This is a genomic window from Pseudomonas sp. ICBG1301 (genome assembly GCF_016918385.1).
GTDB classification, from domain to species: Bacteria; Pseudomonadota; Gammaproteobacteria; order Pseudomonadales; family Pseudomonadaceae; genus Aquipseudomonas; species Aquipseudomonas palleroniana.
Genome location: NZ_JAEKGB010000012.1, coordinates 21514 through 33703 on the forward strand (window position 1 = coordinate 21514; position 12190 = coordinate 33703).

The following is a 12190-nucleotide window of genomic DNA, read 5'->3' on the forward strand; positions in this document are numbered from 1 at the left end:
CTCCTTATTGTTGTTTTCAAGTCTGTTTTTTTAACCGGCAAAGCGGTGACAGGGTGTGCCTGGCACGTCGACCTCGATGGCCAGCAGCGCACCATCCAGGGGATGATCCAAGGGGCTGGCGGCACTGGTGATATACAGGGTGGTCAGGTTCGGCCCACCGAAGACACAACTGGTGGGCCGGCTGACGGGTAACTCGATGATGCGGTCCACCTCCCCCGTGGGCGTCAGGCGCAGCAGGCAACTGCCGTCCCAGCGTGCGTTCCAGAGGTAGCCTTCGGCGTCCATCGCCGAGCCGTCCGGGCCGCCGCGGCTGTGCGGACCGAACCAGACCTGTGGCGCTGCCAACTGGCCGTCGGGCTGGATCGAATACTGGTAAAGCATACCGTCCAGGCTGTCGCCAAAATGCACCTGGGTGCCCTCCTCGTTCCACAGCAACGTGTTGGGAATACCCAGGCCCCGCAGCAACGGCGTGACCTGGGCATCGGCGTCGATACGGAACAGCCCGCCGGAACGCCGGGTAATCGGCAGGTCTTCACCGTGTTCGCCGATATTGTTCTGCATGGTGCCCAGCCACAGGCGGCCCTGGGCATCGCAGCGCGCTTCATTGCCACGGTTGCCCGGCTGCGTGTCGGCCACACAGAGCAGCGTCAAGGCTTCGGTGCTCAGGTCCAGGCGATACACGCCACTGCTCAACGTCACCAGCGCGTCGCCCCGGGCACACGGGATAAACGCCGAGACGTGCTCGGGCAGCTGCCAGATCTGCAACTGCCCGTTCATCAGGCGCAGTGCCTGTTTGCCGGCAATATTGACCCAATACAACGCCTGGGTCGGCACGTCCCAGAACGGGCCTTCGCCCAATTGTGCACGGTGTGCAGTGACCGCATGACACGACATGGAACCTCCGGGTGCCTTACAGCGAATCGCGCGATGGCGTGCCATTCACCAGGCGCTGGATACGCAATGGGTTGGCGTTTTTCAACGCGTCGGGCAGCAGGCTATCAGGGTAATTCTGGAAGCACACCGGGCGCAGGAAACGGTCGATGGCCAGGGTGCCGACCGAGGTGCCACGCGCATCCGAGGTCGCCGGGTACGGGCCGCCATGCACCATCGAATCGCACACTTCCACGCCGGTCGGGTAGCCGTTGAGCAGGATGCGCCCGACCTTCTGCTCCAGCAGCGGCGTGAGCGCAGCGAACTGGTGCAGGTCGGCCGGCTCGCCAATGATCGTCGCCGTGAGCTGACCCTGCAGGCCGTGCAAGGCGGCGTCGAGTTGGGCCGGGTCGGCCACTTCGACAAACACCGTGGTGGGGCCGAACACTTCTTCCTGCAAAACGTCATCGCCATCGATCAGCAGACGGGCATCGGCCTTGAACAACTGCGGCTGCGCCTGGTTGCCGGTTTGGGCATTCCCCGCCAGGTGTTGAATACCCGGATGCGCCAGCAGCTTTTGCAAGCCTTTGCCGTAGCTGCCAAGCGTGCCGGCGTTGAGCATGGTCTGCGCCGGTTGCTCACCGATCAACTGCGCCACCTGCTGGGTGAACGTGGTGAACGCCGGCGAAGCGATACCGATCACCAGGCCAGGGTTGGTGCAGAACTGGCCGCAGCCTTGCACCACCGAGGCAGTCAGGTCGCGGGCGATGGTGTCGGCACGCGCTTGCAGGGCCTCGGGCAACACGATCACCGGGTTGATGCTCGACATTTCGGCGAACACCGGGATCGGCTGCGGGCGTGCCGCCGCCATATCGCACAGGGCACGGCCGCCTTTGAGCGAACCGGTAAACCCCACCGCCTGGATCGCCGGGTGCTTGACCAGCGCCTCACCGACGCCACCGCCAAAGATCATGTTGAACACGCCCGCCGGCATTTCGGTGGCCTCGGCCGCACGAATAATTGCGTTGGCCACCTGTTCAGCCGTAGCCATGTGCCCGCTGTGCGCCTTGAAGACCACCGGGCAACCGGCCGCCAGCGCGGCGGCGGTGTCACCGCCGGCCGTGGAAAACGCCAGCGGAAAGTTGCTTGCACCGAACACCGCGACCGGGCCGAGGCCGATACGGTATTGGCGCAGGTCCGGACGTGGCAATGGTTGGCGATCCGGCAAGGCCTTGTCGATGCGCGCACCGTAGAAATCACCACGGCGCAGCACGCTGGCGAACAGACGCATCTGGCCGCTGGTACGTGCGCGCTCACCCTTGATACGGGCGGCGGGCAATGCGGTTTCGCGGCACACCAGCTCAACGAAGTTGTCGCTCAGCGCGTCCAGTTCATCGGCAATAGCGTCCAGGAACTGTGCACGGCGCGCGGCACTCAAGGCACGGTAGGCCGGATAAGCTTGCGCTGCGGCCTGGGCGGCGGCGTCGACTTCCTGCGCGGTGGCCTGGTAGAAATCCTGCGGCAAGGCTTCGCCGGTGGCGGCGTCGATGCTTTGCAGCTTGACGCTGCCGTTGCCGCTACGTTGGCCGCCGATGTAGTTGTGGCCGAGGAACTGGGTCATGTCGATCTCCTTAAAGGGGCACTACTTGGCCGGGTTCGAATGCCGCGTCAACGCTGCCGACGCTGTTGACCAGCGGTGCGCCGAACTCGGCCTGGCTGATCTCGAAGACATCGCCCGGTTGGGTACGTATACCGTCGGCAAATGACAGCGTGGCGGTGCCGAAGAAATGGATGTGCACATCGCCAGGCTTGAGGAACTGACGGTATTTGAAGTGGTGGTACTCGAGGTTTTCCAGGCTGTGGCACATATTGGCCTCGCCGCTGAGGAACTCGTTCTGCCAGATCACCTCGCCATTGCGCAGGATGCGGCTGGTGCCGGCCAGGTGCTGGGGCAACTCACCAACGCGCAACTCCGGGCCATAGCTGCAACTGCGCAGTTTGGAATGGGCCAGGTACAGGTAGTTCTTGCGCTCCATCACGTGGTCGGAGAACTCGTTGCCCACCGCGAAGCCCAGGCGATACGGCCGGCTGTCCGGGCCGATCACATAGAGGCCGCCGATTTCCGGTTCTTCACCGGCGTCTTCGGCAAACGGCGGCACCGCGAAGGCCTGGCCCGGACGCACGACGATGCTGCCATCGCCCTTGTAGAACCATTCCGGTTGCACACCGGCCTGGCCGGCGGCGGGTTTACCGCCCTCCACGCCCCACTTGAAGATGCGCATGGTGTCGGTCAGTGCGCTGTCGTCACCGGCCTGGTGCATTTTGTCGCGTGCGGCGGCGCTGCCCAGGTGGGTCAGGCCGGTGCCGCTGATGAGCATATGGGCCGGGTCCGGATGGTCCAGCGGGGGTAGGATCTGCTGCCCGGCCAGCAAGGCCGCGTAGTCGTGGCTGGCGCCCAGGCCGAGGCTCTCCACCTGCTGCTGCAACTTGACGCCCGCCTCGATGGCGGCCAGCGCCAGTTCTCGCACGCTGTGGGCCGTCCGCACTTCGCGCAGTTGATGGCCGTCCACTACGCCGACGCGACGCTCACCGTTGTGCAACTCGAACTGAACTAAACGCATGAAGCTTCTCCTCCATTAAGTACGGGTGGCGCCACGGGCACTGGCGGCGAATTGGTCGGCGGGCAGTACATGCTTGAGTTCCAGCAGGCGGTAGACCACGCCGGTCAGCAACAACCCGAACACCATTACGCCAGACAGGAAGTACAAGCCCGAGGCCAGGTTGCCGGTGTACTCCTTGAGCGCACCGATCACGAACGGGCCGATATAGCCACCGAGGTTGCCCACCGAGTTGATCAAGGCAATGCCCGCTGCCGCACTGGCGCCGGCAAAGAACCGCCCCGGCAAGGTCCAGAACACCGCCGTGCAGGAAAACAGCGCGAACGCCGCCAGGCACAGCGCCGCCATTTGCAGCACCGGCAGACTCAGCCAGGCACTGCAGAACAGGCCGATGGCCCCCAACACATAAAGCACCGCGAGATGGCCGTAACGGTCGTTCAAGCGATCGGAACTGCGCGGGATGATCAGCAGGCCGATGATGCCGAAGACATAGGGCACGGCCGAGATGAAACCGGTGACCAGGTCAGTGCCACCGAACTGTTTGATCAGGGTCGGCAGCCACAGGCCCAGGCCATAGATGCTCAGGGTGACCGGCAGATAGAACAGCGCCAGCAGCAACACGCGCTTGTCTTTCAAGGCGTGCAGTGGGTTGCCGTGACGGGTCTGGCCGTAGGCTTGCAGGTCTTTGGTGAGTTCACCGGTCAACCAGGCCTTCTCGTCGTCGCTCATCCAGCTGACCTGCCGGGGTCCGTCCGGCAGGTAGCGCAGCACCGGCCAGGTCAGCAGCAGCGCCGGTGTGCCGATCACGATGAACAGCCACTGCCAGCCGTGCAGGCCGAGCAGGCCATCCATGCCCAGCAGGCCACCGGAGACCGGGCCGGTGATCATCATCGCGATGGGTTGGGACAGGATGAACAACCCAAGGATCTTGCCGCGATGGCGCACCGGAAACCACTGGGTGATGTAGTAGAGCACGCCCGGAAAGAAGCCCGCCTCCGCCGCGCCCAGCAAAAAGCGCATCACATAGAAGCTGTGCGGGCCTTGCACGAAGGCCATGCCGATCGTGATCGCGCCCCAGGTCACCATGATGCGCGCAAACCAGCGGCGTGCGCCGAAGCGGTCGAGCATCAGGTTGCTGGGGATCTCGAACAGGAAGTAGCCAATAAAGAACAACCCGGCGCCCAAGCCATAGGCGGCGTCGCCGATGCCGACATCGGCGCCCATGTGCAATTTGGCGAAGCCCACGGCGGAACGGTCCACGTAGGCGATCAGGTACAGCAGGATCAGGAAGGGAATCAATTTCAGCGTGATGCGCCGAATAAGCCGCAGTTCCTGGCTCATGGGTCGATCTCCGATTGTTGTTTTTATAGAAGCTCGGGGGACACCTCTCGCGAACATCCGCCAGGGTCATACCTCAGTTGAGACAAACTATATAGTATGACTATTTGCAAAACAACTCTTCCAAAGCAGGGTTTTTGCGCTTATGTTTAGCCGCAGATAGAACATATAGTCATACAATAAGAGAATCGATCATGTCTGATAAAAAGCCCGGCCTACGCTCCGCCCAGTGGTTTGGTACCGCCGACAAGAACGGCTTCATGTACCGCAGCTGGATGAAGAACCAGGGCATCGCCGACCATCAGTTCCATGGCAAACCGATCATCGGCATCTGCAACACCTGGTCGGAGCTGACCCCGTGCAACGCGCACTTCCGCCAGATCGCCGAGCACGTCAAACGCGGCGTGATCGAGGCCGGCGGCTTCCCCGTGGAATTCCCGGTGTTCTCCAACGGCGAGTCGAACCTGCGCCCGACCGCCATGCTCACGCGCAACCTGGCGAGCATGGATGTGGAGGAAGCCATTCGCGGAAACCCCATCGACGGCGTGGTGCTGCTGACCGGCTGCGACAAGACCACCCCGGCCCTGCTGATGGGAGCGGCCAGTTGCGACATACCGGCCATCGTGGTCACGGGTGGGCCGATGCTCAACGGCAAGCACAAGGGCCAGGACATCGGCTCGGGCACCGTGGTCTGGCAGCTCAGCGAACAGGTCAAGGCCGGTACCATCAGCCTGGATGATTTCCTTGCGGCAGAGGGTGGCATGTCGCGTTCGGCGGGCACCTGCAACACCATGGGCACCGCGTCGACCATGGCCTGCATGGCCGAGGCGCTGGGCACGTCGCTGCCCCACAACGCGGCAATACCGGCCGTGGATGCGCGGCGTTACGTGCTGGCGCATATGTCCGGCATGCGCGCCGTGGAGATGGTGCGCGAAGATTTGAAACTGTCGAAGATCCTCACCAAAGAAGCCTTTGAAAACGCAATTCGTGTGAACGCGGCCATCGGCGGTTCGACCAACGCCGTGATCCACTTGAAAGCCATCGCCGGGCGCATTGGCGTGGAACTCGACCTCGATGACTGGACCCGCATCGGCCGTGGCATGCCGACCATCGTCGACCTGCAGCCGTCGGGGCGTTTTCTGATGGAGGAGTTCTATTACGCCGGTGGCCTGCCCGCCGTGCTGCGCCGTCTGGGTGAAGCCAACTTGATCCCGCATCCGAATGCCCTGACCGTGAACGGTAAAACCCTCGGCGAGAACACCCAGGACTCGCCGATCTACGGCCAGGACGAGGTCATCCGCACGCTCGACAATCCGATCCGCGCCGACGGCGGTATCTGCGTCTTGCGTGGCAACCTGGCGCCATTGGGCGCAGTCCTCAAGCCTTCGGCCGCCAGCCCCGAGCTGATGCAACACCGAGGCCGCGCGGTGGTGTTCGAGGATTTCGACATGTACAAGGCACGCATCAACGACCCGGAGTTGGACGTGGATGCCAACTCGATCCTGGTCATGAAAAACTGCGGCCCCAAGGGTTACCCAGGCATGGCGGAAGTCGGCAACATGGGCCTGCCGGCCAAGCTGCTGGCCCAGGGTGTCACCGATATGGTGCGCATCTCCGACGCACGCATGAGCGGCACCGCCTACGGCACGGTGGTCTTGCACGTCGCACCGGAAGCCGCAGCCGGCGGGCCGTTGGCTGCGGTGCAGGAAGGTGACTGGATCGAACTCGACTGCGCCAACGGCCGCTTGCACCTGGACATCCCCGACGCAGAGCTGGCAGCCCGCATGGCCGACCTCAAGCCCGCGCAGAAGCTGATCGTCGGTGGCTACCGCCAGTTGTATATCGACCATGTGCTGCAGGCCGACCAAGGCTGCGACTTTGACTTCCTGGTGGGTTGCCGTGGCGCTGAAGTCCCACGTCATTCCCACTAATTGGGATGCTATGATGCCGCGAATCTAAGTCAGAGCATCCCTGTCGTTATGGATCACCAGCCGCCCAAACCGCGCAAGAGCATGCATGCCCAGATCGTCCAGGACTTGGGCATGCACATCGTTTCCGGCCGCTTCAAGCCCGAAGAAAAACTGCCCCTGGAAGCCACGCTCTGCGAGGAATACAAGGTCAGCCGCTCAGTGTTGCGGGAGGCCACGCGAGTACTCAGCGCCAAGGGCCTGGTGTATTCCAAGCCACGGGTCGGCGCGGTGGTGCGGCCGCGTGTGAAATGGCACCTACTCGACCCGGACGTGTTGTCCTGGCTGATGCAGTCCACGCCCCATAGTGAGTTTTTCAACACCCTGGCCGGTGTGCGGCGCATTCTCGAACCGGAAATCGCCGCGATGGCCGCGACCACCGCCACCGTCGAGGACATCGCCACGATCGAGGAGGCCTACCGTGGCATGGAGACCGCGCAGACTCACGAACAATTGCTGCAGGCCGACCTGGATTTTCACCGGGCCATCGCCGACGCCACGCGCAACGATTTGCTCGCCTATATGTGCAACATGCTGTCGCTGCCGTTGCGCGAGTCGATCAATATCACCAACCGACGCCCGGATATCCAGGGCCTCAGCCTGCCCCGGCACAAGGCGATCCTCACAGCGATCCAGAACCGAGACGCGCTCGGCGCCCGGCACGCTTCGCTGGTGCAGCTGGATGACACCCGTGTGGCGCTGGATACCGTGATGAATGTGTTGACGCCGTTGTAGGCTCGTTGCTCGCCTGAGTAAGCCTCCTCCCCCATCTCACATGGGAATCGACACAATTCTGGTGCCAGGTTGAAACCTGTGGCGAGGGAGCTTGCTCCCGTGGCGGCCTATGGGCCATCCCTGGCCCAGGACGGCTAACCCGGCGTCCTGCCGGGTTACCCACGGATTCAAGCCTGCGTTCGGCCAGCGTGGTTTGACGGGGCGCTTAAGATCAAAAGCAAGATCAAGATCAAAAACGCAGCGGGCTCGGCCTTATAAAGCCGTCTTCGAATAAGCTCATTGTCACATTCTGATTGACAGTTAAACGGCTTCCAGCCGCTTTTTCACTTTCGAGCGCCTCATTAATCTGTGCTCACGGTGTTGCTGAGACCTGAACGCAGCGTCACAGCAGCCCGATCCCACGGCATAAAAACTCGAACGTTTGAAAAAGGAATTAATCATGAGCCTCAAGAAAACCCTCACCGCTTCCCTGCTCGCCCTGTCCATCGGCAATGCTTTCGCCGCCGGCAGCCCTGGCGTCGAACACAACACCCAGGCGTTCCTCGACGCCCTTGCCGCCGGCGGTGGCAAACCGCTGGAGCAACTGAGCCCGAAAGATGCCCGCAGCGTGCTGACCGGTGCCCAGGCGTCGGTGAAGGTCGATCTGTCGGGGGTTGAGGTCAGCGACAAGGCGATCCAGGTTGACGGTCAGGTGATCAACCTGAAAGTGGTGCGTCCGGCCAAGGTCAAGGGCGAGTTGCCAGTGTTCATGTTCTTCCACGGTGGCGGTTGGGTGCTGGGCGACTTCCCGACCCACCAACGCTTGATTCGTGATCTGGTGGTGGGCTCGGGCGCAGTTGCCGTGTACGTCGATTACACCCCGTCGCCGGAAGCCCATTACCCGACCGCGATCAACCAGGCCTACGCCGCCACCCAATGGGTGGCCGAGCACGGCAAAGACATCGGCGTCGACGGCAAGCGTCTGGCGGTGGCCGGCAACAGCGTCGGCGGCAACATGGCAGCGGTGGTGGCGTTGAAAGCCAAGGAACAGCACACCCCGGCCCTGCGCTTCCAGCTGCTGATGTGGCCGGTGACCAACGCCGGGTTCGAAACCGCCTCGTACCAACAGTTTGCCGAAGGCCACTTCCTGACCAAAGGCATGATGCAGTGGTTCTGGGACAACTACACCACCAACCCGGCCGAACGCGCACAGATCCACGCATCCCCCCTGAACGCGAGCACCGAACAGCTCAAGGGCCTGCCTGCAGCGCTGGTGCAAACCGCCGAGTTCGACGTGCTGCGTGACGAAGGCGAAAGCTACGCCCGCCACCTCGACGCGGCCGGTGTACCGGTGACGGCGGTGCGCTACAACGGGATGATTCATGACTTCGGCCTGCTCAATCCGCTGAGCCAGATTCCGGAAGTCAAAGCGGCGGTACGTCAGGCCGCAGCCGAACTCAAGACGCATCTGAACTGAGTCCGACCTCTCGCCACACCTCAGGGTGTGGCGAGTTTTTTGTACCCGCCGGAGTGCAATCCATGAGCCTTTTCCTCACCCACCCGTTGTCCTGGAGCGCCCTGCTGCTGGTGCTCGACGCGTTGCTCTGGCATCTCGCCCCGTTCACGCACCGCGCCTCGCGCATCGGCGTGCGCCTGCTGTTGTTCGTGGCGTTCAGCGCGCTGGTCATCAATGCCGGCGTCAGCCCGTTGCAGGCGCCGTCGTTTGCCGATGACCGGGTTGCGCAACTGGGCGCAACGGCGCTGGGGATTCTCTGGTGGCTGTACGCTGCGCGGGTGCTGACCGAAGTGATCGGCCTGATTCTGATGCGGCGCATCGGGCACAGCGGTCGGTTGTTACAGGACGTGATCGGCGCGTTGGTGTTCCTGGCGGCCATTGTCGCCGCCGCCGGGTATGTGCTGGAGCTGCCGGTCAAAGGCTTGCTCGCGACCTCCGGGGTGGTCGCCATTGTGGTCGGCCTGGCGCTGCAGAGTACGTTGAGCGACGTGTTCTCCGGCATCGTGCTCAACACCACCAAGCCCTATCAGGTGGACGATTTCGTGATGATCGACGGCGTCGAAGGCAAGGTGCTCGATATCGACTGGCGTGCCACCCATTTGCTGACCAGCGCCGGTACCCTGGCGGTGGTGCCTAACTCGGTGGCGGCCAAGGCCAAGATCGTCAACCTCAGCCGCCCCACCAACCTGCACGGCGTGTCGATCAGCATCAAAGTGCCGAATCACGTGCGGCCGCGCCGAGTGCTCGATGCCCTCGACCGGACGCTGCAAGGCAGCAGCAGCCTGTTGCTCAACCCGGCGCCGAAAGCGTTGCTCAAAGAGGCGGGAGAGGAAATGTCCGAATACGTGGCCAGCGGTTTCATCGCCGAACTGGCCAGGAAAGGCGACGTGCGCAACCAGTTGTTCGACCTCGCCCATCGGCATCTTGAGGCGGCGGGTATCTCGCGGCATCCGGACGGTGTGATCGAACCCTCGAGCCGCGCCCGTGCGTTGCTCGATGAGGTGAAGGTTTTCCGCTCGCTCAGCCATGAAGAGCGTGACCGCCTCGCCGAATCAATGGTGCCGCAACAATACAGCGCCGGCCAGGTGGTGCTGGATCTGGACGAAGTGCCGGACAGCCTGTTTGTGATTGCCACCGGTATCGTCAGTGTCAGCGTGTCCGACAGCAATGGCCTGGCCGAGGCCGGTCGCATGGGGCCGAGCGAGGTCATGGGCGAACAGAGCATCCTTGCCGATACACCGTCCCAGGCGACCTTCACCGCGCTGACCTCCTCGATCATCTACCGTCTCGACAAGCAGCTGACCCGCCAGTGCATGGCGCAGCGCAGCGAGGTCGGCCAGGCGTTGAACAAGTTGCAGGCGGTACGGCAACAGAACAGTCGGCTGGCGTTGATGGCTAAGCCCGTGCCGGTCAGGAAAGGCGGTTTCCTGGGCTGGTTGCAAAAACGCTGACCCCGCTTTCAGCCGGATCTAGGGGGTCGCGATGTCCAGGGGTTGCGACATGAACTGACTGATCCGCGAACGTAACCAGCGCTCTGCCGGATCGTTGTCGTGAACGCCACTCCAGGCCATCGACAGTTGCGCCGCATCGATGGGAAACGGTGGGTCTTCGGCGCGCAGGGCGCAACCTTCGACCAAGGCGCACGCCGCGTAGTCGGGCACGGTGGCGATCATTTCGGTACCGGCGAGCATCGCCCGCAAGCCACTGAACTGCGGAACCCCCAGCACCACGCGCCGGGCACGCCCGACTTTGGCAAGGTCGAGGTCGATGTTGCCGCTCAGGTCGCCCGAGAACGACACCATCGCGTGGGGGCGCTGGCAGTACTCATCGAGCGTCAGCTCACCAGGCCGGTCATCCCCGCGCAACACTTTGCAGGCAATATCACGCAACCGCTTGCGCTTGGCGTTGGCCGGCAAGTCGGTGGTGTAGCTGACCCCCACGGAGATCTCCCCTGAGGCGAGCAAGGCCGGCATCAACAGATAATTGGCCCGGCGCACCACCACGACAATGCCCGGCGCCTCCTGCTGCAACTGGCGCAGCAACGGCGGGAACAGACCAAATTCGGCATCGTCCGAAAGGCCTATGCGAAACACATCGCAGCTGGTCGCCGGGTCAAACTCCTTGGCCCGGCTGACGGCACCCGAGATGATGTCCATCGCCGGTTGCAGCTCTTTAAGAATCGCCAACGCTCGCGCCGTCGGCTCCATCCCGCGACCATTGCGCAACAGGAGCGGGTCGTCGAACAAATCGCGCAGGCGCCCCAGCGCAGCACTCACCGCAGGCTGCCCCATGAACAGCTTCTCAGCCACACGGGTCAGGTTCTTTTCGAACATCAGGGCCTCGAAAATCACCAACAGGTTCATGTCCAGGCGGCGCAGATCATTACGGTTCATAGGCACAGTCCCATTGTGTGTTGAGCCAGGTACGCCTCAGTCGAACTTCACTCGAGCATCGGCGCTCTTGCCGCCCGCCGGTAAAACCCGCGTTCGATAGGCTCCGGCGAAATACGCGCAATTATGCACGCGTTTTCAGCGCAAGAAATTGCAGCAATGTGCTCAATGGATGCTGTTGCACAGGCAGGGAATTAACAACGTTTAACTCGCCAACCACCGACCCGCGCCCAAAAATGAAGCCCTCTGTGCAGGACTGTTTTCTAACGCGGGAAGCTGCTGAGCCATCGCGCAGTGCGCCGGCGCGCTCCCATCGATACGGATATTTGCCATGGCCCACGCTCAGTACAACGCCGTCCGTGTATCAACCACTCAAACGCGCACCCCGGCCACCGGAGGCCTTTCTCCCTGGCGGGAAAGCCTGGTCAAGAAATTGATCCTCGAAAGGTTGAGTGAAACGCTGGAAGTCACCGAACTCGCTCGGGCCTGCGCCCTGTCGCGCAGTCATTTCTCTCGCGCCTTCAAGTCCAGCACCGGCTTGTCGCCCCAGGACTGGATTCGTTGCCAGCGCATCCTGCGCGCCAAGCAACTGATCCAGGACACCGACCTGACCTTGACGCAAATCAGCCTGGAGTGTGGCTTCTGCGATCAGGCGCACTTCTGCCACATGTTCACCCGCAGCGAAGGCATCACCCCGTTCGCCTGGCGTTGCCAGGCCGTACGGGCCCTGCCTGCCTCTTCAGCAGCGCAAGCCGCCCACTGCTGAGCTGAGCCTTG

10 protein-coding genes are annotated in these 12190 nt (G+C 62.9%); 5 read left to right on the plus strand and 5 right to left on the minus strand.

The genetic code is table 11. The features are described from left to right. Positions 1-30: 30 nt before the first annotated feature. From JBE38_RS23755 to JBE38_RS23770, 4 genes are read right to left on the minus strand one after another with little or no spacing between them, the layout of a single operon-like run. Positions 31-894, minus strand: coding sequence for an SMP-30/gluconolactonase/LRE family protein (locus tag JBE38_RS23755; RefSeq protein WP_205345263.1), 864 nt, complete (start codon positions 892-894; stop codon positions 31-33). A 16-nt stretch (positions 895-910) separates the two neighbouring features. Next, entirely contained in the window at positions 911-2491 is a 1581-nt protein-coding gene (locus tag JBE38_RS23760) for an aldehyde dehydrogenase (NADP(+)) (RefSeq protein ID WP_205345264.1), read from the minus strand. Between the two features lie 10 nt (positions 2492-2501). After that, a complete protein-coding gene (gene araD1, locus JBE38_RS23765) occupies positions 2502-3491 on the minus strand; it encodes an AraD1 family protein (protein WP_090371961.1) in 990 nt (329 codons plus the stop codon). Between the two features lie 15 nt (positions 3492-3506). Further along, the gene (locus tag JBE38_RS23770) at positions 3507-4829 is read right to left on the minus strand and encodes an MFS transporter (protein WP_090371963.1); all 1323 of its coding nucleotides are present in this window, start codon (positions 4827-4829) and stop codon (positions 3507-3509) included. A gap of 191 nt (positions 4830-5020) precedes the next feature. Here JBE38_RS23770 and JBE38_RS23775 point away from each other — a divergent pair, with 191 nt between their 5' ends. The 4 genes from JBE38_RS23775 to JBE38_RS23790 all read left to right on the plus strand — a co-directional run bounded on the left by JBE38_RS23775 (position 5021) and on the right by JBE38_RS23790 (position 10474). After that, complete coding sequence (locus JBE38_RS23775; RefSeq protein ID WP_205345265.1) at positions 5021-6757, plus strand: IlvD/Edd family dehydratase; 1737 nt, start codon at positions 5021-5023, stop codon at positions 6755-6757. A 48-nt stretch (positions 6758-6805) separates the two neighbouring features. Beyond that, the gene (locus JBE38_RS23780; RefSeq protein ID WP_060756387.1) at positions 6806-7528 is read left to right on the plus strand and encodes a FadR/GntR family transcriptional regulator; all 723 of its coding nucleotides are present in this window, start codon (positions 6806-6808) and stop codon (positions 7526-7528) included. A gap of 439 nt (positions 7529-7967) precedes the next feature. After that, positions 7968-8984 carry an alpha/beta hydrolase gene (locus JBE38_RS23785; RefSeq protein WP_090371970.1) on the plus strand — a complete coding sequence of 339 codons (1017 nt, stop codon included), beginning with the start codon at positions 7968-7970 and terminating at the stop codon, positions 8982-8984. A gap of 62 nt (positions 8985-9046) precedes the next feature. Next, entirely contained in the window at positions 9047-10474 is a 1428-nt protein-coding gene (locus tag JBE38_RS23790) for a mechanosensitive ion channel family protein (RefSeq protein WP_205345266.1), read from the plus strand. A gap of 18 nt (positions 10475-10492) precedes the next feature. On the opposite strand, the gene JBE38_RS23795 is transcribed toward JBE38_RS23790, so the two are convergent. Further along, the gene (locus JBE38_RS23795; RefSeq protein WP_060756390.1) at positions 10493-11416 is read right to left on the minus strand and encodes a LysR family transcriptional regulator; all 924 of its coding nucleotides are present in this window, start codon (positions 11414-11416) and stop codon (positions 10493-10495) included. 328 nt (positions 11417-11744) lie between these two features. Here JBE38_RS23795 and JBE38_RS23800 point away from each other — a divergent pair, with 328 nt between their 5' ends. Beyond that, the gene (locus JBE38_RS23800) at positions 11745-12179 is read left to right on the plus strand and encodes a helix-turn-helix domain-containing protein (RefSeq protein WP_104993293.1); all 435 of its coding nucleotides are present in this window, start codon (positions 11745-11747) and stop codon (positions 12177-12179) included. The last annotated feature ends 11 nt before the right edge of the window (positions 12180-12190 follow it).